Here is a 26,315-nt window from a genome sequence, read left to right as displayed (position 1 = left end):
GCGCCTACAGTAGGGCTGTGTTCGTCGCCGACGACCGCGTCATCTACAGCGCATCCGATCTCGCCGCCGCCGCACGCTGCGAGTATGCGCTGCTGCGCGCCTTCGATGCCAAGCTAGGCCGTGGCCCTTCGGTCTCGGTCGCCGACGAGCTGCTGGCCCGTACGGCCGAGCTCGGCGACCAGCATGAGGAACGTCACCTCGACGAGCTGCGCGCGACGACCGATATCACCGTCATCGGTCGGCCCGCCTACACAGTGGCCGGGCTGACCGCGGCCGCGCATGCCACTCTGCGCGCCGTCGAGCAGCGCGCGCCCGTCATCTACCAGGCCGCGATGTTCGACGGCCGCTTTGCCGGATTCGCGGACTTCCTACTGCTCGATGCCGACCGCTACCGGCTGCGCGACACCAAGCTCGCCCGTTCGGTGAAGGTGGAGGCGCTATTGCAGCTGGCCGCCTATGCCGAGACGTTGTCTGCCACGGGCGTGCCCGTGCACGACGAGGTGGAACTGGTGCTCGGCAACGGAATTACGCGGGGTTACCGGGTTGACGAGTTGCTGCCGGTGTACCGATCGCGCCGCACCGCGCTACAAGATCTGCTGGATCGGCACCTGGCCGGCGCCGTCGCGGTCAGCTGGGAGAACCAATCCGTGCGCGCCTGCATGCGCTGCCCGGAGTGCGAGGCGCAGGTCCGCGAGCACGACGACCTGTTGCTCGTGGCGGGCATGCGCGTCAGTCAGCGGGCTCGCCTCATTGACGCCGGCATCACCACGGTGGCCGAGCTTGCCGGCCACCAAGGCCCGGTGCCCGATATGCCGGCCCGCGCCGTCGCCGCGCTCAGCGGTCAGGCGCGGCTGCAGATCTCGCCCCGAGTGGAAGGCAAGCCGCCGTTCGAGGTGGTCGACCCGCAGCCGCTGATGCTGTTGCCCGATCACGATAAGGGCGATCTGTTCTTCGATTTCGAAGGCGACCCGCTGTGGACGGCCGACGGCACCGACTGGGGCTTGGAGTACATGTTCGGCGTGCTCGGTGCCGGTGGCGAATTTCGGCCGCTGTGGGCCCACGACCGCCGCGGAGAACGCAAGGCGCTCAAGGGCTTTCTGGAGATGGTCCGCAAGCGGCGCAAGCGGTACCCGAAAATGCACATCTACCACTACGCAGCCTACGAGAAGACCGCGCTGCTGCGGCTGGCCGGCCGTTACGGCGAGGGTGAAGACGAAGTCGACGACCTGCTGCGCAACGGTGTCCTGGTCGACCTGTATCCCTTTGTGCGCAAGAGCATTCGGGTTGGCACCGAGAACTACAGCCTTAAATCGCTCGAGCCGTTGTACATGGACGCCGAACATCGGGTCGGTGACGTCACCACCGCCACCGATTCGATCACGATGTATGCCCGCTACTGCGAGCTGCTGGCCGACGGCAACGACGACGAGGCCGCCACCGTGCTCAAGGAGATCGAGGAGTACAACCACTACGACTGCCGGTCCACCCGTCGGCTTCGGGACTGGTTGCTGCACCGCGCTTTTGAAGCCGGCATGCCACCGCTGGGGATGCAGCCGGTGCAGGACGGCGCACACCTGGATGTCGACGACGAGCTGGCGCGCAGACTTGGCTCCTTCGCCGGCGACGACGTCACGGCACGCAGTCCGCAGCAACGCGCGGTCGCGATGATCGCCGCGGCCCGCGGGTATCACCGCCGCGAGGACAAGCCGTTCTGGTGGGGACATTTCGACCGGATCAACAGCCCGGTCGACGAATGGTCGGACACCCCTGGTGTTTTCCTCGCCGATGCGGCAGTGGTCGACACCGAATGGCACGTTCCCCCGCGCGCCCGCAAGCAGCAACGCCGGCTGACGCTGACCGGGACGATCGCCGCCGGCGAGCTGAGCAGCGACATGTACGCATTGTACGACCCGCCGACACCCTCGGGCCTCTCCGACGACCCCGAGCGGCGGGCCTACGCCTCGGTGACCGTGCTCGGCTGCGATGACCCGGCGGCACCCACCGAAGTACTGCTCATGGAGCGAGAACCGAAGAACGGTGGGCCCTTTGACGCGGTGCCGTTCGCTTTGACGCCTGGCCCGCCGTTTTCGACCAAGGCGTTGCGCGAGTCGATCGACAGTGCGGCGGCCCAGATCGCGGCCGGACTGCCCGACCTGCCGTCGTCGGCCGTCGTCGACATCCTGCTGCGCCGCCCGCCGCGCACCGGCGCACCGCTGCCGCGCACCGGCGACAACGTCGCCGACATCACCGCCGCACTGCTGGCGCTGGACTCGTCGTACGTGGCAGTACACGGCCCGCCCGGCACTGGCAAGACGTACACCGCCGCGCGGGTCATCGCCAACCTGGCCAACGAGCATCACTGGCGCATCGGCGTTGTCGCTCAGTCACATGCCGTGGTGGAGAACCTATTTCGCGATATCATCGACGCCGGAGTGAATCCGTCCCTGGTGGCCAAGAAGCCCAGCGGCACCGGCCCGTGGACCTCTATCGACGAGAAGACCTACTCCGCATTCATCGCCGACCACGACGGCTGCGTGATCGGCGGCACCGCATGGGATTTCGCCAATCAGAACCGGGTGCCCCCGGGCTGCCTGGACCTATTGGTGATCGAGGAGGCCGGCCAGTTCTGCCTGGCCAACACGATCGCCGTCGCGCAGGCCGCCGACAACCTGCTACTGCTGGGCGACCCGCAGCAGCTCCCCCAGGTCAGTCAGGGCACCCATCCCGAGCCGGTGGACGCCTCTGCGCTGGGCTGGCTGGTCGACGGGCATCACACGCTGCCTGAGGATCTCGGCTACTTCCTGGACCGGTCGTACCGCATGCATCCGGCGGTGTGCGGCCCGGTGTCCCGACTCTCGTATGACAATCGGCTGCATTCGGTCGAAGAGCGCACTGCGGCCCGCCACCTCGCCGGATTCGATCCCGGGGTACGGGTGCTGGCCATCGAGCACGATGGCAACTCGACGGACAGCCGCGAGGAGGCCGAGGCGATCGTCGCCCAGATCACCCGCATGCTCGGATCGGCCTGGACCGATGAGGACGGCACCCGAGACCTACGCCCCGCCGACGTGTTGATCGTGACGCCCTACAACGCCCAGGTGGTGTTGTTGCGGCGGCTGCTGGACGCGGCGGGACTGTCCGAGGTGCAGGCCGGCACGGTGGACAAGTTCCAGGGCCGGCAGGCCCCGGTGGTGTTCGTCTCGCTGGTGGCCTCCTCGATCGCCGAGGTGCCGCGCGGAATTTCCTTCCTGCTCAACCGCAATCGGCTCAATGTCGCGGTGAGCCGGGCGAAGTATGCTGCGGTGATCGTGCGGTCGGCGATGTTGACCGACTACCTGCCGTCGACACCGGCGGGGTTGGTGGAGTTGGGGGCTTTCCTGGCCATGTGTGGTAAACCCACGGCATGAGTTCCTCGCTGCCCGAACGACTCCAGGCCATCCTGGGTGCCGCACACGTCGTCACCGACGCCGACGTCCTGGACGGCCGCAGCGTCGACCACACCGGGCGCTACCGCGGAAAGGCCAGTGCGCTGGTGCGTCCCGGCTCGGCTGACGAGGTGGCCGCGGTACTCAGGGAATGCCGTGACGCCGGGGTGTCAGTAACGGTGCAGGGCGGGCGCACGTCGCTGGTGGCCGGAACAGTGCCCGAGCACGACGATGTGCTGCTGTCGACCGAGCGGCTGACCTCCATTGGTGAGGTCGATGTCGTCGAGCGCCGAATCCGGGTCGGGGCCGGGGTGACGGCGGCGGCCTTGCAACGGGCGGCGGCGGCACAGGGACTGCTGTTCGGGGTGGACCTCGCCGCCCGCGATTCGGCCACGATCGGCGGGATGGCGTCGACCAACGCCGGCGGATTACGAACGGTGCGCTACGGCAACATGGGCGAGCAGGTGATCGGGCTGGATATCGCGCTGCCCGACGGCTCGCTGGTGCACCGGCACAGCCAGGTTCGCGCCGATAACACCGGTTATGACCTGGCCTCGTTGTTCGTCGGCGCCGAAGGCACACTGGGAGTCATCACCGGTGTGGACCTTCGCCTACACCCGGTGCCTGCATACCGGGTGACGGCAGTCTGCGGATTCGCCGACCTGACGTCGTTGGTGGCCACCGGCAGAGCGTTGCGCGACACCGAATCCATTGCCGCGCTGGAACTCATCGACGGGCGCTCGGCGGCGCTGGCGGCGGAGCACTTCGACGTGCCGGTGCCGACGGCCGGCGACTGGCTGCTGCTGATCGAGCTGGCCGGGGATACCGACCTGACCGAGCGGCTGGCCGACACGCTGGCAGACGCCGAACTGTGCGGCGAGCCGGCGGTCGGCATGGACAACGCCGCCCAGCAGCGGCTCTGGCAGGCCCGCGAGTCCACCGCCGAAGTGGTCGGCCTGTTCGGTCCGCCACTGAAATTCGATGTCTCCCTGCCTTTGTCGGTGATCCCGGCGTTCGCGTCAGATTCGGCCGCACTGGTCGCCGAGCACGCCGCGGATGCCATCCCGGTGCTGTTCGGCCACATCGGGGAGGGCAATCTGCACCTGAACGTGCTGCGCTGTGGCACCGAGCAGGAGGCCCACCTGTATGCAGCGATGATGAAACTCATTGCCGCCCATGGCGGTAACGTCAGCTCGGAGCACGGGGTGGGCAGCCGCAAGCGGGCCTACCTGGGCATGGCGCGTTCGGACGCCGATATCGCCGCGATGCGCACGATCAAAGCCGCCTTCGACCCGACGGGCTATCTCAATCCCGCGGTGCTGTTCGACTAGGCGCGCGGCGGCGGCTTCACGAGATTGAAATCACGCAGGAAAAGTGCGACTAGCCTGAATTTTTCGTAAAACGCGCTGGTCGGAGTGTGTTGATAGGCGAAAGTGCCTGTCCTGCAAGGCATGATGGGACTTGTCGAGAGTCCATGATGCGAGCTGGAAGGCACTTCGCAGGTGAAGAGTATCGCAGCGGTTTCCCGGGTGAAAGTCTCTGCGGACGGTCATGGTGTCGTGTCCCATGCCGGAATGGGCATGCTGCGGGAACTGGCGGAGCTGTCCGGGTTGTCGGCAGGGGTCACCGCGGCGTTGGCCGACACCTATCGGGGCCCGTGGATCTACCCGCCGGGCGCGGTGTTCGCCGATCTCGCCGCGGCGGTCGCCGACGGCGCGACCTGCATCGACGGGGTCGGACAGTCGTGCGGGGACCGTGAGCACGTGTTCGGTCCGGCCGCCTCGACCACCACAATGTGGCGGCTGGTCGACGAGCGGATCGACGCCGCCCACCTGCCCGCAATCCGTGCGGCGCGATCGGATGCGCGGGCCGCGGCGTGGGCCGCCGGGGCCGCGCCCGCCGGCGACGGGTGGCTGCACATCGACATGGACGCCACCATCACTATCGACCATTCCGACAACAAGCAGAACGCGGCCGCGACCTGGAAGAAGACCTATGGTCACCACCCGCTGCTGGCGTTTTTTGGACCGCCCCGAGGTCGCCGGCGGTGAAGCGTTGGCCGGGCTGCTGCGAGCAGGCAACGCCGGGTCCAACACCGCCGCCGATCACATCACCGTGTTGGGTCGGGCGCTGGAATCGCTGCCGGCCGCCTACCGACCCGACCCCGACGACCCCGCCGCCCAAAAAGATCCTGGTGCGTTCGGATTCGGCCGGCGCGACGCACAAGTTCGCCACCGAATGCCGCCGCCAAGGCGTGGGGTTCTCGTTCGGGTTCGCCGTCGACGCCCGCGTACGCGACGCGGTCGACACCCTCAACCTCGCCGACGCCTGGTATCCGGCGATCGACTCCGGCGGCGGGATCCGCGACGGCGCGTGGATCGCCGAGGCCACCGGCCTGGTCGACCTGAGCGGCTGGCCGGCCGGCACCCGGCTGATCCTGCGCAAGGAACGTCCCCATCCCGGCGCGCAACTGAACTTCACCGACGCCGACGGGATGCGGGTCACCGCCTTCATCACCGACACACCCAACGGCGTCATCGACGGGCAACTCGCCGGTCTGGAATTACGTCACCGCCAACACGCCCGCGTCGAAGACCGCATCCGCGAGGCCAAGGCCACCGGGCTGCGAAACCTACCCTGCCACGGTTTCGACGCCAACAATGCCTGGCTCGAAATCATCCTCGCCGCCACCGACCTCGTGGCATGGGCCACATTGATCGGCTTCACCGAGCATCCTGATCTGGCCACCTGCGAGATCGACACCTTCCGCTATCGGGTCCTGCACGTGGCCGCCCGCATCACCAAAGCCCGCCAAATCCGGCTGCGCATCGACGCCACCTGGCGCTGGGCGGCAGCCATCACCGCCGCCTGGCACCGACTCCGCGACGCCTTCCCCTGAATCCCCGCACCGACCTGTCCCAACGACTACGAAAGACCTACCGGCCCTTGGAAAGCCCGCCCAACCCGACGACACGGGACGACCAAACACGCCCCATGTCGAAAAGACCGAAGAAACCGGCCACCCCAGCCCAACCCGCAACCGAAATCGACCGGCATGCAAAATCGAGGCTAGACGTCTGCGTCATTTCAATCTCGCGGCGGCCGTGGACGTGCACCGCCAGATCGGTGTTGAGGAACGTGTGCTTTCTGATGTCGATCTTGGAGCCGATGCCGTTGGCGTCGTCAGCGACGGCGAACAGCCGCTCCAGCGGCGTCAGCCGCTCTAGCGGCGTCAGCCGCTCTAGCGGCGTCAGCCGCTCTAGCGGCGTCAGCCGCTCTAGCGGCGTCAGCTGCTCACCCTGCACCAGATCGGCCAGCGGCCGCAGCCACGACTCCCCCGGACCAGGCGCGAGCGGTTCGGTCAACCACAGCCACTCCAAGCTGTGCACGTAGTTGCGATCGACATTGTCGGCCAGGTTGCGGTTGATTCAGTCCGCCCGCGGGCGCAACGGCTCGACCGGCGCCGACAGCAGCGCTCCAGCGCGCGAACCAACAACGCCGACACCGGGCCGGCGTGCTGGATCTGCGGCGTCCAGGTGCTGCGAACCACGTCGGTGGCCCGAAACTTCTCTCCGCGCGGATCATCTGGGGCGACGAGTTCGTAGTAGCTGTCGGTCATGCTCGCCTTTCGATGAACGGGAAGCCCGCGCCGGGGATGTCGACCCTGACGGTCTCGACCCACGACCCGCTGGTACCGATCAGTCGCTGCGGATAGGCATCCGGTGTCGTCACCAGGAACAGGGTGTGCCGGTCCGGGCCGCCGAGCATGCACGCGATGGCGGCGCGGTCGCCGATGTCGATGCGGTCGGTGACCTCGCCGCCGGCCACGACCCGCTCGAACTGGTGGGCCAGCGTCATCGACGTCCACACCCCGCCCGCTTCGTCGAGAGCGATGCCGTCCGGCGGCCCGTCGAGCCCATCGGCGAAGACCCGGCGCCCGGACAACCCGCCGTCGGCGTCGATGTCGTAGGCGGTCAGCCGCCGACCGATCGATTCGGCGACGATCAGCGTGCCGCCGTCCGGCGTGATGACCATGCCGTTGGGGAAGTCGAGACCGTCAGCCACCACCGTGACCGAGTCGTCGAGGTCGAGCCGCGCGATGATGCCGCCCTTGCGTGCCTGCGAGCCGATATAGGCCCGGCCGGCAGCGTCGACCACCATGTCACCGAGATTGGCCGACGCGATCCCGGAGAGGTCAGCGATCTCGGTCACCGCATCGCCGTCGTAACGCAGTACCACCCGGCGCTCGGTCGATACGATCAGCAGCGTGCCATCGGGACGGAAGCCCAGGCCCGCCGGCGCGTGGCCAGGCAGCTCCAGCGTGGTCACCGAGCCGTCCAGCGTGACGGTGTGCACCGCCTCGCCGAGCATGTCGGACAGCCACAGCAGGCCTTCGAACCAGCGCGGGCCCTCACCGAAGCAAATGCCCGCAGCCAGCTGTGCGCGCGCCGGAGAACCGATTACCGTCATGTCGCAACTTTACAAAACATTGGTTAAGTGTCACGCTCCGTACGTCCCACTGTCAACGCGCCACGCGTTGTCGGAGGCCTAACCGGTGTGGTGTTATCGGCTATCGCGCCGGGTACGTTCGAGCGGGTCACAGTTCCCGCACCGTCGTCCGATCGGCTGCGCGACGGTCAGGTGCTGTTGAAGTTCCTCGCCGCGGGAATCTGCGGTAGCGATATCCCCGGTTTCACGGGTGTACAGGGCCGGCCTCCCGGTGACACCGGCGCGCGCGCGGCCGAGATGGCCGGCTTCCCGGTCCATGAGATCGTCGGCGACGTTCTGGCCAGTTCCCACCCCGGCCACCGCATCGGTGACCGGGTCGTCGGCTGGGCCTCGGGCTTCGACGGGCTGATGGAGTTCGTGGTCTCCGGCGTCCCCGAGGTGCAGGACGCCTTCGAGTTCGCCTGCCGTCCGACCCCAGGGCGGGTCAAGATCTCGATCGTGGCCTCATGACTGCCAGCAAGCTGCAGCAGGCACTGGCCGACAAACCGCAGGTATGGCCCGCCCCCGCATCCGTGGGCATCGCACCCACCACGAGCTGCGCCGACGCGCACGACGGCGGATTGTCGTCCGCGCACCTCGGCGAGCACACCAGGGGTGCCAACACCACTATCGTGCCCGCCAACGCCTGGTTGATCGTCATGAAATCAGTGCAGACGGCCTATGCCGCCACCGATCCCAAAACGACATGAATAGTCGGATCAGCCACCCGACCGCGAGTGGCGGCCGTAGGTCTCGACCTCATCGCGTTCGTCGCGGTAAGGGCGGGCGGTCCGCGGCTCGCCCAGGTCGGTGAGGCGATGGCGCGACGGCCGCGCGGGTGCGGGTGAAACGCTGTCCGGCGGCCAGGAGTGCGAGTCACTGTCGAGATGGAAACCGTTGTGCACGAATCCAATCGGATCAACCAACGGGTCCGGCTCGGGCTCAGGTTCGGGTACCGACGCCGGCCGGTAGCTCGGCTCCACCACGTACTCGACGTAGTCGTCATCGTCATAACCGTCGTCGTAGGCGGGGATCTCGTCGGTGATGTCGTCGTCATCCATCGCGGAGCGAGCCGAGCGGGCGCCCAGCCCGCCGACCACGAACAGGGCAGCAATGATGCCGAACAGTGCAACGAATGCCGGGAGCAGCATCGACTGCGCCAGCGCAGCCGAGAACGGTTCGTGCAAGAACCTCGGAAGCTTCAGCGCGGCCATCTCGCTGGGCGATGCGTCGGCTGGTGCGGCGGGCATTTCGTCGCTGATCCGGGAGGCCATGAACGCGGCTATCCCCGCACTGCCGAGCACCGAACCGACCTGCCGGGTCGTGTTGTAAACCCCGGCACCCGCACCCGCCAGGTGCGGCGGCAGGTTTCGGGTCGCGGTGGTGGCCAGCGGCGCCCAGATGAACGCCATGCCGACGCCCATCGCGATCAGCGGCAGCACCAGCCGCCAGATCGGCGTCGTCGGCGTCATATCGATCGACAGCCACGTCAGTGCGACCGCCACCACCGAGAAGCCGAACCCGAGGATCGGGCCGGGATGAGCCCGATCCACCAGCTGGCCCACGAACGGAGCCAGCACGCCGCTGAAAATCGCCATCGGCGCGATCAACAGCGCCGAGCGCGTCGGCGACAGCCCGCATACCACCTGGGCGTAGAACATGATCGGCAGCATCATCGCGGTGACGACGAAGCCGATCACGGCCACACCGAGGTTGGACAGGGTGAAGTCGCGGTCGGCGAATATTTGCAACGGGATCAGCGGCTCATTGCGGTTGATCGACTGCCAGTACACGAATGCGGTGAAGAATCCGATCCCCGCGACGATGACCGCCCAGATCCAGGCCTGCCAGTGATGGCTCTGACCTTCCTGCAGACCGAACACCACCAGGAACATGCCGAGCCCGGACAGCACTACGCCAAGGACATCAAACCGGTGCTTGCTGGTCGGCAGCGTGGGGATCAGCCAGACCGCCAGTGCCAGGCCGATGACCCCGACCGGCACATTGACGAAGAAGATCCACTCCCAGCCCAGGCGGCCGACCAGGACACCACCGGCCAGCGGGCCGACCAGGGTGGCCACTCCGGCGGTGGCCCCCCACATGCTCATCGCCACACCCCGGCGCTCGGGCGGAAAGATGCGGGTGATCGTCGACAGGGTCTGCGGGGTCAGCAGGGCCGCGCCGATTCCCTGCGCGACGCGCGCGGCGATCAGCATGTCGATCGAGCCGGCCAGCCCGCACCACAACGATGACGCGGTGAAGACGGCCAGGCCGATGATGTAGAGATTCTTCGGGCCGAAGCGATCGCCGAGTCGCCCGGCCAGTAGCAGCGGTACCGCGTAAGCCAGCAGATAGGCGCTGGTCACCCAGATGACGGTGTCGTAGTCGGTGATCTCCAGCCCGTCCATGATGCTGGGATTGGCGACCGCGACGATCGTCGAGTCGACCAGGATCATGAAGAAGCCGACGAGCATGGCCCACAGCGCATGCCACGGATTCGCGGGCGCGTCGGGCTGGTCCGCCGACTCGGGGTCCAAGTCCACGTCCGGTGCCCCGCCGGCCATGTGCCTGGTCATATCGCTACCTCGTTTTTCGGCCTACTGAAATGGTGTCGGCCTGCGCCTGTCAAACCGTCATGGGTTCCCGCGCCTCAATGCCGTCACGCCACCGGATCGAGCCTATCGGCCCGTCGAACAGGACCGTCAGGTGCTAGTGCTCGACGGCTTCCTCGCCGGTGCCCACTGCCAGCAGCGCCAGCAGCGCGATCGCGACACCCCCGGTCATCACCACCGACAGCGCGATCTCGTTGTTGCCCATCAAGCCCACCACTGGCGCGATCACCGCACCCACGCTGAACTGCGCCGCACCCAGCAGGGCGGCGGCGGTCCCCGCCGCTTCGTGGTGGCGCGAGAGCGCGACCGCGGGTGCGTTGGGGATGACGAACCCCATCATCGCCAGCACGCCCCAGACCGGAATCAGGAAGCCGTAGACGCCGCCGGTGTGGGTCACCGACACAGCGATGAACACTGCGCCGATAACGGTCGCCGCGGCCAGTGCGCCCACCAGGATCCGCTGGGGTGAGAACCGGCGCAGCAACACGACGTTGAACTGGGTGGCGGCGACGAAGGCGATCGCGCCCGCGCCGAACACCAACGCGAAGGTCTGCTGATCGAGACCGTGGCGGCCCTGCAGGACGAATGCTGCGCCGGCGATATACGCGAAGAGCCCCGCCATCCCGAGCGCGCCTACCAGCACCAGGATGACGAAGCGTAGGTCGCACAACAGGGTCAGGTATGTCGACCCGATCGACCGGACCCGCAACGGAAGTCGCTGCGCACGCGGGAGGGTCTCCGGCAGCGCCAACGCCGCGACCAGCAGCAGCACACCGGCCAACACGATCAGCACGGCGAACACCCAATGCCAGGACGCCTTGAGTAGCACCGCCGCCCCGAGAGACGGGGCGACGATCGGTGCCACCCCGAGAACAAGCATCAGCCGCGACATCGCCGTGGCCGCTTCGGAGTCGTCGAACAAGTCGCCGACGATGGCGACGGCCACCACCATCGCGGCCGCAGCGCCCATCCCTTGCAGCCCGCGCGCCACGCTGAGCACCTCGATATTAGGCGCGAACAGGCAGAGCACCGAGGCCAGCATGTGCAGAACGATCCCGGCCATCAACGGGCGGCGCCGGCCCAGCGAGTCCGACAGCGGGCCGACGATGAGCTGGCCCACCGCCAGACCCGCCAAGGTGCCGGTCAGCGTCAGCTGTGCCACCGACGAGGACACCCCGAGATCGTCGGCGATCCGCGGCAGCGCGGGTAGGTACATGTCGATGGTCAGCGGACCCAACGCCACCATCGCACCCAGCACCAGGATCGTTCGCACCTGGCTGGGAGGTGCCACCGCCGCGGTCTGGGCCGACGGGTTCTGGGTGGCAGTCACAGTCCGGGATGTTGCCATGCCCACCCACAGCGCGCGCCACTCGATCTTTGTTCCTCCTGGGGCGATCCGACCCGCGTGACCGGGATCACCGCAGGGCACCTTTGCGTGGCCGTCGTTCGTTAGCCTGAAGTCACCAGCAGGAAGGCTCGCCCATGAAGGTCCGCCGCGAGAACGTGCCCGCACGGGTCGAGGACGACCCGACCATGTCAGCACGGGCGCTGTCCCGGGTCATCGAGCGCAGCACGCGCGTACAAGCGCCGGTAGTCAAGGCCTATGTCGCCCGGCTGCGCCGCTCCAACCCCGAGGCCACCCCTGCCGACATCGTCATCAAGCTCGAAAAGCGGTATCTGGCCGCGGTGATGGCCAGCGGCGCCGCCGTCGGATCGGCCGCCGCGGTTCCCGGTATCGGCACGCTGGCAGCCCTGTCCGCGGTGGCCGGCGAGACAGTGGTGTTCCTGGAGGCCACCGCGGTCTTCGTGCTCGCTATCGCCGAAGTCCACGGCATCCCCCTCGATCAGCGAGAGCGTCGCCGCGCGCTGGTCTTGGCGGTGCTCGTCGGCGACGAGAGCAAGGGGGCGATCGCCGATCTCCTCGGCCCGGGCCGCACCAGCAGAGCGTGGCTGGCCGAGGGCGCCGAGATGCTGCCGCTACCGGCGTTGTCACAACTGAACACCCGACTGATGCGGTACTTCGTCAAGCGGTACACGCTCAAACGCTCGGTGATGGCATTCGGGAAAATACTGCCCGCCGGCATCGGTGCCGCGGTCGGCGGCGGCGGCAACCGAATGATGGGCAAAAAGATAGTGAACAATGCCCGCACGGCGTTTGGGCCCGCGCCGGCCCGATGGCCGGTAAGCCTGCAGCTGTTACCGGCCATCGAGCCCGGACGATAGCCGTTCACCGATGCCTGACTACCGGTTGTCGGATTAGTGCAGGGCAAGGTGCTGACGTGCTCCGGGAACGCGGGAGACGAGTTAGCCTTTTAGGCGGCGATATGTCGGGGCACAACAGTGGGGGCAAACCGTCCGAGCGCGGCTAGCCCAGATGAAGGAATTGAGGCGAGCAACTGCCGTGAGCAGTACGAGTTCACCATTCGGCCAGAACGAATGGCTTGTCGAGGAGATGTACCGCAAGTTCCGCGACGACCCCTCGTCGGTCGATGAGAGTTGGCACGAGTTCCTTGTCGACTACAACCCCGAGCCGACAACCGAAACGGTCGCGACCGGCAACGGCCTGTCGACCGCGGCAACGGCACCGGTTTCGCGGCCGGAACCCGCGCCCGCTCCTGCCCCGCCCAGCCCGGCCAAGACCGCACCCGCGGGCAACGGCGCCGCCGCGCCGGCAGCGCCGGCCAAGGCACCCACCCCGGCCCCGGCCCCGAAGACCGCTGCACCGGCGTCGTCGGACAGCGGCGCAGAGAAGCAGGTGTTGCGAGGCGCGGCCGCTGCCGTCGTCAAGAACATGAACACCTCGCTGGAGATCCCGACCGCGACCAGCGTGCGGGCCATCCCGGCGAAATTGATGATCGACAACCGCATCGTGGTCAACAACCACCTCAAGCGCACCCGTGGCGGCAAGGTGTCGTTCACCCACCTGCTGGGCTACGCGATCGTCCAGGCGGTCAAGTCGTTCCCCAACATGAACCGCCACTTCGCCGAGATCGACGGTAAGCCCAATGCCGTCACCCCCGAGCACACCAATCTGGGTCTGGCCATCGACCTACAGGGCAAAAACGGAAGCCGGTCGCTCGTCGTCGCCGCGATCAAGAACTGCGAGACCATGCGGTTCGGCCAGTTCATTGCCGCCTACGAGGACATCGTGCGGCGCGCCCGCGACGGCAAGCTCACCGCCGAGGACTTCGCCGGTGTGACGATCTCCCTGACCAACCCCGGCACCATCGGCACCGTGCACTCGGTGCCCCGGCTGATGGCTGGCCAGGGTGCGATCATCGGCGCCGGCGCGATGGAGTATCCAGCCGAGTTCCAGGGTGCCAGCGAGGAACGCATCGCCGAACTGGGCATCGGCAAGGTGATCACGCTGACGTCGACCTACGACCACCGGATCATCCAGGGTGCGGAGTCCGGCGACTTCCTGCGCACGATCCACGGCCTGCTGCTCTCCGACGACTTCTTCGACGAGATCTTCTTCGAGCTCGGCATCCCCTACGAGCCGGTGCGCTGGCGCACCGACAATCCCGACACGATCGTCGACAAGAACGCCCGGGTTATGGAATTGATCGCGGCCTACCGCAACCGCGGGCATCTGATGGCCGATATCGACCCGCTGCGGTTGGACAAGACCCGTTTCCGCAGCCACCCTGACCTGGATGTCAACACCCACGGCCTGACGCTGTGGGATCTGGACCGGGTGTTCAAGGTCGACGGGTTCGCCGGCAAGGAATACAAGAAACTTCGTGACGTCCTCGGGCTGCTCCGCGACGCCTACTGCCGCCACATAGGTGTGGAGTACACCCACATCCTGGAACCCGAACAGCAGAAGTGGCTGCAAGAGCGTATCGAGGTCAAGCACGAAGGCCCAACCGTCGCCCAGCAGAAGTATGTGCTGTCCAAACTGAACGCCGCCGAAGCCTTCGAGACCTTCTTGCAGACCAAATACGTTGGCCAGAAGCGATTTTCGCTCGAAGGCGCCGAGACCGTCATCCCGATGATGGATGCGGCCATTGATCAGGCCGCCGAGCATGCCCAGGACGAGGTCGTGATCGGCATGCCGCACCGCGGCCGGCTCAACGTGCTGGCCAACATCGTCGGCAAGCCCTACTCGCAGATCTTCAGCGAGTTCGAAGGCAACCTGAATCCGTCACAGGCGCACGGCTCCGGTGACGTCAAGTACCACCTCGGGGCCACCGGCAACTACATCCAGATGTTCGGCGACAACGACATTCAGGTGTCACTGACCGCCAATCCGTCGCATCTGGAGGCTGTTGACCCGGTGATGGAGGGCATCGTCCGGGCCAAGCAGGACCTGCTGAAATACACAGGAGACGGCGGTTCCGATGAGTCTCGGGCCTTCACCGTCATGCCGATGATGCTGCACGGCGATGCGGCCTTCGCCGGACAGGGCGTGGTCGCCGAGACGCTGAACCTGGCGCTGCTGCGCGGCTACCGTACCGGTGGCACGATCCACATCGTCGTCAACAACCAGATCGGTTTCACCACCTCGCCACAGGACTCGCGCAGCTCGGAGTACTGCACCGATGTCGCAAAGATGGTGGGAGCCCCCATCTTCCACGTCAATGGCGACGATCCCGAGGCCTGCGTCTGGGTGGCGCGGCTGGCGGTCGACTTCCGGCAGAAGTTCAAGAAGGACGTCATCATCGACATGCTGTGCTACCGCCGTCGCGGGCACAACGAGGGTGACGACCCGTCGATGACCCAGCCCTACATGTACGACGTGATCGACACTAAGCGCGGTGTGCGAAAGACCTACACCGAAAGCCTGATCGGCCGCGGCGACATCTCGATGAAAGAGGCCGAGGACGCCCTGCGCGACTACCAGGGCCAGCTTGAGCGGGTGTTCAACGAGGTTCGCGAGCTCGAGAAGCACGATATCGAGCCCAGCGAGTCGGTCGAGGCAGACCAGATGATCCCGCGGGGTATGACCACCGCGGTGGACAAGGCACTGCTCGCCCGCATCGGCGATGCGCACCTGGCGTTCCCCGAGGGCTTCAACGTGCATCCGCGCGTGAAGCCGGTGCTGGAGAAGCGCCGGGAGATGGCCTACGAGGGCAAGGTCGACTGGGCGTTCGGCGAATTGCTGGCGCTCGGAACATTTTTGGCCGAGGGCAAGTTCATCCGGTTCTCTGGACAGGACACCCGTCGCGGAACCTTCACCCAGCGGCACTCGGTGATCATCGACCGCAAGACCGGCGCCGAGTTCACCCCACTGGATCTGTTGACCATCAACCCCGACGGCACGCCGACCGGCGGCAAGCTTGAGGTGTACGACTCGGCGCTTTCTGAGTACGCGGCGGTGGGCTTCGAATACGGCTATTCGGTGGGCAATCCGGATGCACTGGTGCTGTGGGAGGCGCAGTTCGGCGATTTCGTCAACGGTGCGCAGTCGATCATCGACGAGTTCATCAGCTCCGGTGAGGCCAAGTGGGGCCAGCTCTCCGATGTCGTGCTGCTACTCCCCCATGGCCACGAAGGCCAGGGTCCCGACCACACCTCGGGACGCATCGAGCGGTTCCTGCAACTGTGGGCCGAGGGCTCGATGACGATCGCACTGCCGTCGACCCCGGCGAACTATTTCCATCTGCTGCGTCGGCACGGCCTGGACGGGGTGCACCGTCCACTGATCGTGTTCACGCCGAAGTCGATGCTGCGCAATAAGGCTGCCGTCAGCGATATCCGGGACTTCACCGAGCAGAAGTTTCGGTCGATCATGGAGGAGCCGACCTATACCGACGGCGAGGGTGACCGCGACAAGGTCAGCCGAATCCTGTTGACCAGCGGCAAGATCTACTACGAACTGGTCGCACGCAAGGAGAAGGACAAGCGTGACGATGTCGCGATCGTGCGTATCGAGCAGCTGGCCCCGCTGCCCAAGCGGCGGCTGAGCAACACACTGGACATCTACCCGAACGCCAAGGAGTTCTTCTGGGTGCAGGAGGAGCCGGCCAACCAGGGCGCCTGGCCGACGTTCGGTCTCACGCTGCCAGAGTTGTTGCCGGAGAAGCTGTCCGGGATCAAGCGGATCTCACGACGGGCGATGTCGGCACCGTCGTCGGGATCGTCGAAGGTGCACGCCGTCGAGCAGCAGGAGATCATCGACGAGGCCTTCGGCTAACCAGCTGAGCGCCGCTTCAGTGTGCGGTTTCGTACGCCGCGACCGGCGCGTCGCGGATGAAACCGCACACTCGGGAGTTTGAGGCGTGCAGCTAAAAGCCGAGATTGCCCAGGAACGGCAGCGGGATGGGCGAGGTGCTATTGGCCAGATCCTGCACCGCGCGCGGACAGAAGAAGGACACCGCAAGGCCGGTGAACATGGTGGCCGGTCCCAGCGGCCGGCCCAGCCGGTCGGACACGGTGGAGGCGATATCGGCGGTGTTCTGGCTGCGATCGGCCAGCAGCGGGCAGATCGACTGCCCCAGCTCGACGGCTTGTCCGGGATCGATCCCGGTGATACCGGCACTGGTCAGCGAGTTCAGGAAATCGTCGGCGGTGGTGTCGGCCTGAGCAGGCGCTGCCAGCGCCATCGCACCGGCGATCACACCAGCGACCACACCCGCGTCGGCCAAACGGCGAAACTTCATGTTCTCAGCATCGCGCACGGGTATCCCCCTGTTACTCGCGGGGGGCAGCCCGATACCCTTGGTCCCATTAAACACGCGTCGAACAACTCGAAGGAGCGTTCATGCAGGGGTTCGCCGGAAAGGTAGCGGTGGTGACCGGGGCCGGGTCGGGCATCGGCCAGGCCCTAGCGATCGAGCTGGGGCGATCGGGCGCCAAGCTCGCGATCAGCGATATCGACACCGAAGGGCTGGCCGCGACCGAGGAGCGACTCAAGTCGATCGGCGTCGCGGTTAAGGCAGATCGGCTCAACGTCACCGAGCGGGAGGCCTTCGGAGCCTACGCCGACGGCGTCAAGGCCCACTTCGGCAAGGTCAACCAGATCTACAACAATGCCGGGATCGCGTTCTCCGGTGGTGTCGAGATCAGCCAGTTCAAGGACATCGAGCGGGTGATGGATGTCGACTTCTGGGGTGTCGTCAACGGCACCAAGGTCTTCCTGCCCTACCTGATCGAGTCCGGGGACGGCCACGTCGTCAACGTCTCGAGCCTGTTCGGCATCTTCTCGGTGCCCGGCCAGGCCGCCTACAACTCGGCCAAGTTCGCTGTTCGCGGATTCACCGAGGCGTTGCGCCAGGAGATGATCCTGGCCAAGCACCCGGTCAAGGTGACCACAGTGCACCCGGGCGGTATCAAGACCGCGATCGCCCGTAACTCCACGGTGGCCGACGGCCTCGACCAGGCCGAGATGGCCAAGGCGTTCGATAAGAAGCTCGCCCGCACCACACCGGAACGGGCCGCGCAGATCATCCTCGACGCTGTCCGCAAGAACAAGGCTCGGGTGTTGGTCGGCGCCGACGCCAAGATCCTCGATGTGATCGTGCGCGTCACCGGTTCGGGCTATCAGCAACTGTTCGCCACGGTGCTGCCCAAGCTCGCCCCACCGATGCGCTGAGTCCCCTAGCGGCCCAAGGGGTGTGCCGATAGCCAGTCCTCGGCGACCGACCGCGGATCGCGGCCATCGGCAACATGCCGGCGCATGTCGACCAGGGACCCGGTATCCAGCACGCCGGCGAGTTCGTTGATCGCGCGAACCTGCTGCTGGTCGAGTTCATTGCGCCGATACAGCGGCACCACGTTCTCGGCCATCACCAGTGCCGGTTTGCGGTCGGCAAGTACCACCAGCTCGCTCGGTATGCCGGTGTCGGCGGTGCCCGTCCAGCCTGCCGTGATGTCGCCGGCCCGCAGCGCTTCGAACATCGTTTTCTGGTCCGGGAATTCGCGCACCGCCGGCAAGGTACAGGTGCCCACCGCGGTCGGCAGCCCGCGGGCGTGCGCGACGGCACCGACCCGCAGTCCGGCACAGTGACTCACCAAAGCGATCAGATCGCGGCTGCCCCATGCCGCGGCGGTCGTGTCGGTGACGGCCAGTGCGGGCTTGTCCTCAGCGGAGGTGGCGTAGTCACCTGAGGCAATGCCTTCGGGCAACACCCCGACCATGGCGCGATACACCTGCTCGTCCGAGCGGACCGTCGCGCCCGGAGCGAACTGTTGCAGCAGGCGCCCGGTGAACCCCGGCACCACACTGACCGCGCCGGAATCCAGTGCCGCCAATGGATCGTCGACGACCTGCACGTGCGCGGCGCTGCCATAGGACCGCAGCGCCGCGGCGTACAGCTGCGCCAGCAAGGTCATTTCCGGGTCGGCCGTCGCGCCGACCGCCAATGACGTTCCCGGCGAAGGAGATCCGCACGCCACGACCACCAGAGCCAGCAGTCCCAGCACCAGCCGGCGAAACATCGTCGGCCTCAAGAGATCTCGCCTCAGGATTCGGACGCCGCGGCCACCGCCGCAGCAACCGCGGGCCCGACCCTCGGGTCCAACGGGCTCGGCACGATGTGGTCGGCCGCAAGATCGTCACCGACGACGCAGAAGATCGCCTCTGCCGCTGCGACTTTCATCTTCTCGGTGATGCGCCGCGCGCCGGCGTCGAGCGCACCGCGGAACACCCCGGGGAACGCCAGGACATTGTTGATCTGGTTGGGGAAGTCGCTTCGCCCGGTCGCGACGACGGCAGCGTGCCTGCGCGCTGCGTCCGGATGGATTTCGGGATCGGGGTTGGACATCGCGAACACGATGCCTCCCGGCGTCATCGTGGCGATCAATTCCTCGGGCACAAGCCCGGCCGAGACACCCAAGAACGCGTCCGCGCCGTTGAGAGCTTCGGCGATTCCACCAGTGAGCCCCCGCGGGTTGGTCCGCGCGGCCAGCTCTGCCTTGACCGAGTTCATATCGTTACGACCGGTATGCAGGATGCCTTGGCTGTCCAGCACCGTGATGTCGGTGATACCCGCCGCGAGCAGGATGTTCGTGCAGGCGACGCCCGCGGCACCCGCACCCGACATGACCACCTTCAGCGTGCGCATGTCCCGATCAAGGAACGTGGTGGCACCCAGCAGCGCGGCCAGTACCACGATCGCGGTGCCGTGTTGGTCGTCGTGCATAACCGGGCAGTCCAGCGCCTCGATCAGACGCTGCTCGATCTCGAAGCAGCGAGGAGCCGAGATGTCCTCGAGGTTGACGGCACCGAACGTCGGGCGCAGTCGGATGATCGTCTCGACGATCTCGTCAGGATCCTTGGTGTCAAGCACGATCGGGATCGAATCCAAGCCGCCGAACGTCTTGAACAGCGCGGACTTGCCCTCCATCACCGGAAGCGACGCGGCGGGACCGATATCACCGAGGCCGAGGACCGCAGTACCGTCGCTGATCACCGCGACCAGGCGATTGGCCCAGGTGTACTTCTTGGCCAGGGTGTGGTCGGTCGCGATCGCGCGACTCACCTGGGCTACGCCCGGGGTGTAGGCGATCGACAGGGCGCGCTGAGTGTCCAGCGGCGCCTTCAGTTCGACGGACAGCTTCCCGCCCACGTGAGCGGCGAAGATCTCTTCGTCATCGATGACGACGCGGGGGGTACTCACCATTTCTGACACGGCGTCAGGGTACTCGCCCCGGAAACCTCACCGAGCGGGGTTCCCCCGAGGTGAACCAAGCCCCCAACGCTACTGGCGCGTAGCATTTCCACTCGGGCCCGCCGGGGCCTCACCCGTTGTGTGAGGGGAGGTCGCATCATGCCGTCGTTCCGGCCTATACCACCGTCGTTACTCGGCCCCAGCCGATCTGCTGCTGATCACCCTGAGGTGGACGCCCGCCGGATCCATGTGCCCGTCGCCCGTGCCATGGTCGACTGCGCGATCTACGTCGACGGGGAACGACTGCCGGGCAAGTACACCCACGCCGCCGCATTGGCCAAGGTTCACGAACTGCGGGCCGAGGGACAGAAGGCATTCGTGTGGCTCGGTTTGCATGAGCCCGACGAACATCAGATGGCGTCGGTGGCGGACACCTTCAATCTGCATCCGATCGCGGTCGAGGATGCCGTGCATGCCCACCAACGGCCCAAAGTGGAGCGCTACGACGACTCCCTGTTCCTGATCGTCAAGACGGTGAAGTACGTGCCACACGAATCCGTGGCGCAGGCCCGTCAGATCGTCGAGACCGGCGAGATCATGGTGTTCGTCGGAGTCGACTACGTGGTGACCGTCCGCCACGGCGACCACACCGGCCTGGCCGGGCTCCGTCATCATCTGGAAGCCGAACATCTTCAGCTCGCCCACGGCCCGTATGCCGTGATGCATGGGATCGCCGAGCACGTGGTCGAAAGCTACCTCGATGTCGCACGTCTGATGGAATGCGATATCGACACCATCGAGGAAGAAGCCTTCTCCCCCGATTTGAAGACCGATATCGCCCAGATCTACATGCTCAAGCGCGAAGTGGTCGAAATGCGGCGCGCGGTTTTCCCGCTCACCAGCGCACTGCAGAAGATCACCAGCGAGCACAAAGACCTGATGACCAAGGAAGTTCTGCGCTACATGCGGGACGTGCTCAGCTTGCAGACCCAAGCCGGCGACCAGATCTCCAGCTACGACGAGTTGCTCAGCTCGCTGGTGCAGGCCGAGCTCGCCAAAGTTGGCCTCCAACAGAACCTCGATATGCGCAAAATCTCGGCGTGGGTGGCGATCGCGGCCGTGCCGACGATGATCGCCGGCATCTACGGCATGAACTTCGAGCACATGCCAGAGCTGTCCTGGACGTACGGTTACCCGGCCGTGCTTGCGCTCATGGTGACGGTGTGCGGGTCTCTGTATTTCAACTTCCGCCGTAATCACTGGCTGTAGAACGAACTCCGGCGTCAGCCGCTACCCCGGCTGGGCCGCAGGTCGATTCGGGTCCGAGACGTCGACACCGTCGTCGACCCAGGCCTGCCGCATGGCATCGGCACCCTTGAGCCGAATCCACGCGGCCTCGGTCGGGGTGACCGGTATGGCCGCCAGGAACTGAACCGGATCCCGGGGTGCCTCCAGCGGCAGGTCATCAATCGCCGAATCACCCAGCAGCACAGCGGTGAACGCGGCACCATCCCAAAGCGGTGCGGACAAATCGATCAACGAGTCTGCGACGAGCACCACACCTTCCACCGCCGGTGTCGCCGCCACCACGGCCAGGCTGCGGGCCAACCCGCTCGTGAGCGTACCGGTGCGCAGCGTGAGCACGACCTCGGCCCGCGGGCCGCGCAGGGGATCGGCGATACCGGACGCCGCTTCGGTCATGGGGTGCCGCGAACACCCCAGCGTCACATAATGAGCCGCGCCGTCAGCATCCGGGCCGAACCGCAACACCTCGAGGCGTTCCAGCCCGAGGAATGTCACGCTGGCCGAATCCGGCTCGGCATCGATCCCAGCTTCGGTGAAGTGGCCGCGCACATGAGCGCGCGCCAGGTCCAGGGGCTGACTCACTTAGACCGGCGGGATCGTCAGGTTCACACCGCTATCGGCGTCGAAGATCTGCACCTTGGTGGTGTCGAACGCCAACTCGATGGTTTGCCCGATGGCGACCTTCGACTCCGCGGAAAGTCTTGCCACGAACTCGTTCTCGCCGGCACCGGTCTCCAAGGCCAACTCCGCCAGCTGAGCCGACTTGGCTCCGTCACCGGAGGTCGTGAAGTACACATACTTGTCGGCCCCCAGCGATTCAACCAAGTCGACTGTCACCTCGAAGGTGACCGCCTGGATGCGTTCGTAGGCGTCAAGAAGCGCGGCGTCCTCGAAGTGTTCGGGGCGCACCCCGACGATCACGTTCGCGGGTGTCGGATGCCGGCCCACCACATCCTGGACCTCCTGGCTCAGCGTCACTTCGCCGAACGGGAGTTGCAGCCCCACCCCGGTGAGTGAGGCCGGGAAGAAGTTCATCGACGGTGAGCCGATGAACCCTGCGACGAACAGGTTCGCCGGCCGTTCGTAGAGCTCTTCGGGAGTACCGATCTGTTGCGCCTCACCGGCACGCATCACCACCACCCGGTCGCCGAGCGTCATCGCCTCGGTCTGGTCGTGCGTGACGTACACGGTGGTGGTGCCCAGCCGGTTCTGCAGCCGGGCGATCTCACCGCGCATCTGGACGCGCAGCTTGGCGTCGAGGTTGCTCAACGGCTCGTCCATGAGGAACGCCTTGGGCTGGCGCACGATGGCTCGGCCCATCGCCACCCGCTGGCGCTGGCCGCCCGACAACTGCGAAGGCTTGCGATCCAGAAGTTCGGACAGATCAAGGACTTTCGCCGTCTCCTGGACCTTCTGGGCGATCTCGGCCTTGTTCAGCTTGGCCAAAGTGAGCGGGAACGCGATGTTCTGTCGAACAGTCATATGCGGGTAGAGCGCGTAGGACTGGAAGACCATCGCGATATCGCGGTCGCGGGGCGCCTTCTCGTTGACCCGGCTTCCGCCGATGCGCAATTCCCCGGAACTGATGTCCTCCAGCCCAGCGATCATGTTGAGCGTGGTGGACTTACCGCAGCCGGACGGTCCGACCAGGATGACGAATTCGCCGTCGTCGATCGTCAGGCTGAGGTCCTTCACGGCAACGGCGCCGTCCGGGTAACTCTTGGTGACATGGTCCAGAATGATCTCGGCCATTGAAAACCTCGCTACCCCTTCACCGCGCCGGAGGTCAACCCGGCAACGATCCGTCGTTGGAAGATCAGAACGAACACGATGATCGGAACTGTGATCACCATCGCGCCCGCAGCGATTGAGCCGGTTGGCTCCTCGAATTGCGAACTGCCGGTGAAGTTCGCGATGGCGACCGGCGCGGTGATCGCGGCGTTGGTGGCCGTCAGCGACAGCGCCAGCAGCAGGTCATTCCAGGCGAAGATGAACACCAGGATGGCCGCCGTCACGATGCCCGGCGCGGCCAGCGGAGCGATCACCCGCCGAAAGGCCTGAGCCGGTGTGGCGCCGTCCATCTTGGCGGCCTTCTCCAGATCCCACGGGATCTCTCGGAAGAACGCCGAGAGCGTGTAAATCGCCAGCGGCAGCGCGAACGTGATGTAGGGGATGATCAACCCGGGCCAGGTGTCGAACAATCCAATCCGCCGCTCGATGTTGAACAGCGGTGTCACCAGCGAGATCTGCGGGAACATCGCGATCAGCAGCGCCACACCGACGAGCGCCTTCTTACCAGTGAACTCCAGCCGGGCCACGGCGTAGGCCGCCATCCCGCCGATGACCACCGCGATCACCGTGGTGATGAGACCGATACCGATCGAGTTGATCAGCGCGGAGCTGAACGCATCGCCGTTGAAGATGCCCTTGTAGTTGTCGAACGTGATCTGGGATGGAATCAGCTTGCCATCCTTGACCGTTGACGTGGGCTTGAGTGACAGGCTCAAGATCCACAGCACGGGGAACAGCGCGTAGACAACCACGATGGCGTCGATGACCACCCAGCTCGCCGCCCGCTGGCCGCCAATGCGTTGGGACATCAGCGCACCTCACTGTCTGCGCCGGGCGCCGATGCGCCGAACAGCTTGATATAGATGAACGCGATGACGGCGACCGATGCGAACACCAGCACGCTGATCGCCGAACCGAGCCCGATATTGAACGCTTTGAACAGGTTGTCGTAACCCAGGATCGACACCGACGCGGTGTCGTTGGCACCCGCGGTGAGCACGTAGATGTTGTCGAAGATGCGGAACGCGTCGAGTGTGCGGAACACCAGTGCCACCAGGATCGCCGGTTTGATCAACGGCAACGTCACCTTGATCAGCCGCGTCCAGGGCCCGGCCCCGTCCATCTGGGCCGCCTTGAGCAGATCTTCGGGCACCAACGCCAGCCCCGCCAGCAACAGCAGCGCCATGAAGGGTGTGGTCTTCCAGACCTCGGCGAGGATGATGATCGCAAGCGACGGAATCTGTTGCGTCAGTGGCGCACTGCCGTCGGGCAGCAGGTTGGCGAGGTAGCCGGTGCCCGGCGTCCAGGCGTAGTACCAGCTGTAAGAGGCGGCGACGGTGACGATGCCGTAGGGAATGAGGATCGCGGTTCGCACCAGCCCTTTACCGAAGATGGTGCGGTGCATGACAAGTGCCAGCGCCATGCCGAGCACGAACTCGATGGCCACCGAGATCACCGTGATGACCAGGGTGACCACGAACGCCGTCCACCAGTACTGGTCGGTCAAGATGGTCTGGTAGTTCTCGAACCAGATGAACTTGGTGTCGGCCGGACTGACGAGGTTGTAGCGCTGCAGGCTCAGCCACAGGGCATACCCGATCGGGTACCCGGTGACCGCGAGCATCAGCACGACGGCCGGCGTGATCAGCAGATAGGCCAGCTTGCGCTGGGACCGGCGATCGTCGGTGCGGGGCGTCGCGGTAGTCATGGGATCAGCCCCTTTCCGTCAATCGCCTTCTGCACCTGCGCGGTGAGCTCGTCTGCTGTCTTCTCCGGATCGATCTGAGTGATCGGGGCCAGGGTGGCCGAGATGCGGGTCGACACCGCTTGATAGTTCGGCGTCGCCGGGCGTACCGCCGCGGTCGTGAGCTGATCGCGGATGATCGCGTACTGCGGATACTTCTTCTGGAACTCCGGATCGTCGTACAGCGAGCTGCGCACCGCGGGCAGACCGCCCTCGATCGAGGTGTACTTCTGGTTCTGCAGATTCCGGATGCAGCGCACCGCTTCGAACGCCTCGGCCGGATGACGGGTGGTCTTGGCCACCGCGATATTCAACCCACCGAGGGTGACCCGGGTCGGCTGGCCCGGGATCACCCCGGGGTACGGCGCGAACCCGAATACCTCTTTGGCGGCGTCGAACGCGACGGTGAATTGATCATCGGTCGGCGAGAAGGTGCCGGCGTCATTGATGCTGCCCGCCAGTTCCGGCTTCTCGTTGAGCGGCAGGAACGGCACACCGCCCTTGACGGCGTTCTCCAGCATCGAGGCGAACACGAACGGCCAGTTGACCTCCAGCGCCGCCTTGCCCTGCTCAAGGGCCAGGCGCGCGGTGCCCTCGTCGGTCTGAGTGACCGACGGATCGGCTCCTGGTGCAGTCGCCACCGCCTTGATGAGCTGCAGCGCCTTGACCGTCGCTGCCCGGTGCTCAGCGGTGTCGGTCAGGGTGACACGTTTGCCGTCATCGGAAAGCACCTGTCCCCCAGCACTTTCCAGCAAAGTGTTGAACCAGACGACCAAGCCTTCGTACTGCTTGGCCTGCACCGCGATCCAGCTGGGCTTACCCTCGGCGTGCAGGCGGGTGGCCTCGGCCACCATGCCATCCCAGGTGTCCGGCGGTGGGGCAACCAAATCTGCTCGATACCAAAGCAATTGGGTGTTGGTTGTGACCGGCGCGGCAAACAACTTGTTCTGCCACTTGGCCGTCGCCAGCGGCCCGGGCAGGGTGTTATCGGTCGCGTCCGCCTCGGCCCGGCCGGCGGGATCGTCGGATAACGGCAGCGCCCAGCCGGCCTCGGCGAACTCGGCGGTCCACACCACATCCAGTGCCATCAGGTCGAGGGTGCGGTCGTTGCCGGTGAGCCTGCGGGCCAGCTGCAGCCGCTGATCGTCGGCGGCCTTGGGCAGGCTGCGCTGTTGGATGCGGAACCGGCCACCGAGCTCGTCGTTGCACCGTTTGGCGACGGCGGTGAAAGTCGCAGTCTCGCTGGCGGGTGTGTAGAAACTGACGACGACGCCGTGGTCGCCGGAGCTGCAGGACGACACGACCGAAGCAGTGGTCAACGCGGCTAGCGCGGCCGCGCCCACCCGCCGAGCGCGTTCGCCTGGGCAAGCCATCCGCAAACCGCCTCCCGCCTTCT

18 protein-coding genes and 3 pseudogenes are annotated in these 26,315 nt (G+C 66.1%); 9 read left to right on the top strand and 12 right to left on the bottom strand.

The window, feature by feature from the left end; genetic code table 11:
• The first annotated feature begins 17 nt into the window (after nucleotides 1-17).
• The 3 genes and pseudogenes from G6N13_RS13960 (at nucleotide 18) to G6N13_RS13950 (ending at nucleotide 6,324) form a co-directional block, all read left to right on the top strand.
• A complete protein-coding gene (locus G6N13_RS13960) occupies nucleotides 18-3,407 on the top strand; it encodes a TM0106 family RecB-like putative nuclease (RefSeq protein ID WP_163697880.1) in 3,390 nt (1,129 codons plus the stop codon).
• On the top strand, nucleotides 3,404-4,756 hold the full coding sequence (locus G6N13_RS13955) for an FAD-binding oxidoreductase (protein ID WP_163697877.1): 1,353 nt from the start codon (nucleotides 3,404-3,406) through the stop codon (nucleotides 4,754-4,756). The genes G6N13_RS13960 and G6N13_RS13955 overlap by 4 nt, the downstream gene beginning before the upstream one ends.
• A gap of 171 nt (nucleotides 4,757-4,927) precedes the next feature.
• Nucleotides 4,928-6,324: pseudogene (locus G6N13_RS13950) on the top strand (IS1380 family transposase).
• 205 nt (nucleotides 6,325-6,529) lie between these two features.
• Here G6N13_RS13950 and G6N13_RS13945 read toward each other — a convergent pair.
• Nucleotides 6,530-7,044 (bottom strand): annotated as a pseudogene (locus tag G6N13_RS13945) (thioesterase family protein); the annotation flags it as partial.
• Nucleotides 7,041-7,895, bottom strand: coding sequence for an SMP-30/gluconolactonase/LRE family protein (locus G6N13_RS13940; protein ID WP_163697875.1), 855 nt, complete (start codon nucleotides 7,893-7,895; stop codon nucleotides 7,041-7,043). The pseudogene G6N13_RS13945 and the gene G6N13_RS13940, both read right to left, overlap by 4 nt.
• 85 nt (nucleotides 7,896-7,980) lie before the next feature.
• Here G6N13_RS13940 and G6N13_RS13935 point away from each other — a divergent pair.
• Nucleotides 7,981-8,300, top strand: a pseudogene (locus G6N13_RS13935) (alcohol dehydrogenase catalytic domain-containing protein); the annotation flags it as partial.
• Between the two features lie 80 nt (nucleotides 8,301-8,380).
• Nucleotides 8,381-8,623 carry a hypothetical protein gene (locus tag G6N13_RS13930; RefSeq protein ID WP_163697873.1) on the top strand — a complete coding sequence of 81 codons (243 nt, stop codon included), beginning with the start codon at nucleotides 8,381-8,383 and terminating at the stop codon, nucleotides 8,621-8,623.
• Between the two features lie 9 nt (nucleotides 8,624-8,632).
• On the opposite strand, the gene G6N13_RS13925 is transcribed toward G6N13_RS13930, so the two are convergent.
• On the bottom strand, nucleotides 8,633-10,387 hold the full coding sequence (locus G6N13_RS13925; protein WP_235678075.1) for an MFS transporter: 1,755 nt from the start codon (nucleotides 10,385-10,387) through the stop codon (nucleotides 8,633-8,635).
• A gap of 235 nt (nucleotides 10,388-10,622) precedes the next feature.
• Entirely contained in the window at nucleotides 10,623-11,873 is a 1,251-nt protein-coding gene (locus G6N13_RS13920) for a multidrug effflux MFS transporter (RefSeq protein ID WP_163697870.1), read from the bottom strand.
• A gap of 134 nt (nucleotides 11,874-12,007) precedes the next feature.
• Here G6N13_RS13920 and G6N13_RS13915 point away from each other — a divergent pair, with 134 nt between their 5' ends.
• Nucleotides 12,008-12,748, top strand: coding sequence for a hypothetical protein (locus G6N13_RS13915; RefSeq protein ID WP_163697869.1), 741 nt, complete (start codon nucleotides 12,008-12,010; stop codon nucleotides 12,746-12,748).
• Between the two features lie 178 nt (nucleotides 12,749-12,926).
• On the top strand, nucleotides 12,927-16,664 hold the full coding sequence (locus G6N13_RS13910) for a multifunctional oxoglutarate decarboxylase/oxoglutarate dehydrogenase thiamine pyrophosphate-binding subunit/dihydrolipoyllysine-residue succinyltransferase subunit (protein ID WP_163697867.1): 3,738 nt from the start codon (nucleotides 12,927-12,929) through the stop codon (nucleotides 16,662-16,664).
• 91 nt (nucleotides 16,665-16,755) lie between these two features.
• On the opposite strand, the gene G6N13_RS13905 is transcribed toward G6N13_RS13910, so the two are convergent.
• Nucleotides 16,756-17,130 (bottom strand): DUF732 domain-containing protein, encoded by a 375-nt coding sequence (locus tag G6N13_RS13905; protein ID WP_163697865.1) that lies wholly within the window; start codon nucleotides 17,128-17,130, stop codon nucleotides 16,756-16,758.
• A 101-nt stretch (nucleotides 17,131-17,231) separates the two neighbouring features.
• On the opposite strand from G6N13_RS13905, the gene G6N13_RS13900 reads away from it, so the two are divergent.
• Entirely contained in the window at nucleotides 17,232-18,062 is an 831-nt protein-coding gene (locus tag G6N13_RS13900; protein WP_163697863.1) for an SDR family NAD(P)-dependent oxidoreductase, read from the top strand.
• Nucleotides 18,063-18,067: 5 nt separating this feature from the next.
• Here the strand turns inward: G6N13_RS13900 and G6N13_RS13895 are convergent, their stop codons facing one another.
• Nucleotides 18,068-18,907, bottom strand: a complete 840-nt coding sequence (locus G6N13_RS13895) for a glycine betaine ABC transporter substrate-binding protein (protein WP_170310493.1) — start codon at nucleotides 18,905-18,907, stop codon at nucleotides 18,068-18,070.
• A 23-nt stretch (nucleotides 18,908-18,930) separates the two neighbouring features.
• A complete protein-coding gene (locus tag G6N13_RS13890; protein ID WP_163702101.1) occupies nucleotides 18,931-20,091 on the bottom strand; it encodes an NAD(P)-dependent malic enzyme in 1,161 nt (386 codons plus the stop codon).
• A 147-nt stretch (nucleotides 20,092-20,238) separates the two neighbouring features.
• On the opposite strand from G6N13_RS13890, the gene G6N13_RS13885 reads away from it, so the two are divergent.
• Nucleotides 20,239-21,348 (top strand): magnesium and cobalt transport protein CorA, encoded by a 1,110-nt coding sequence (locus G6N13_RS13885; RefSeq protein WP_163697858.1) that lies wholly within the window; start codon nucleotides 20,239-20,241, stop codon nucleotides 21,346-21,348.
• A gap of 21 nt (nucleotides 21,349-21,369) precedes the next feature.
• On the opposite strand, the gene G6N13_RS13880 is transcribed toward G6N13_RS13885, so the two are convergent.
• The 5 genes from G6N13_RS13880 to G6N13_RS13860 are packed head-to-tail and all read right to left on the bottom strand — an operon-like array spanning nucleotide 21,370 to nucleotide 26,292.
• Entirely contained in the window at nucleotides 21,370-21,966 is a 597-nt protein-coding gene (locus tag G6N13_RS13880; protein WP_163697856.1) for a suppressor of fused domain protein, read from the bottom strand.
• Nucleotides 21,967-23,136 carry an ABC transporter ATP-binding protein gene (locus G6N13_RS13875; protein ID WP_163697854.1) on the bottom strand — a complete coding sequence of 390 codons (1,170 nt, stop codon included), beginning with the start codon at nucleotides 23,134-23,136 and terminating at the stop codon, nucleotides 21,967-21,969. It abuts the gene before it with no gap.
• A gap of 11 nt (nucleotides 23,137-23,147) precedes the next feature.
• Complete coding sequence (locus G6N13_RS13870) at nucleotides 23,148-23,972, bottom strand: carbohydrate ABC transporter permease (RefSeq protein WP_179965152.1); 825 nt, start codon at nucleotides 23,970-23,972, stop codon at nucleotides 23,148-23,150.
• Between the two features lie 11 nt (nucleotides 23,973-23,983).
• A complete protein-coding gene (locus G6N13_RS13865; protein WP_163697850.1) occupies nucleotides 23,984-24,883 on the bottom strand; it encodes a carbohydrate ABC transporter permease in 900 nt (299 codons plus the stop codon).
• Nucleotides 24,880-26,292, bottom strand: a complete 1,413-nt coding sequence (locus G6N13_RS13860) for an ABC transporter substrate-binding protein (protein WP_163697848.1) — start codon at nucleotides 26,290-26,292, stop codon at nucleotides 24,880-24,882. Before G6N13_RS13860 ends, G6N13_RS13865 begins: the two co-directional genes overlap by 4 nt.
• Between the last annotated feature and the right edge of the window lie 23 nt (nucleotides 26,293-26,315).

This window comes from Mycolicibacterium sarraceniae (genome assembly GCF_010731875.1).
In the GTDB taxonomy this organism is placed as follows: Bacteria; Actinomycetota; Actinomycetes; order Mycobacteriales; family Mycobacteriaceae; genus Mycobacterium; species Mycobacterium sarraceniae.
The sequence above is the reverse complement of the archived record's forward strand: the minus strand, read 5'-3'. Positions and strand labels throughout refer to the sequence as shown.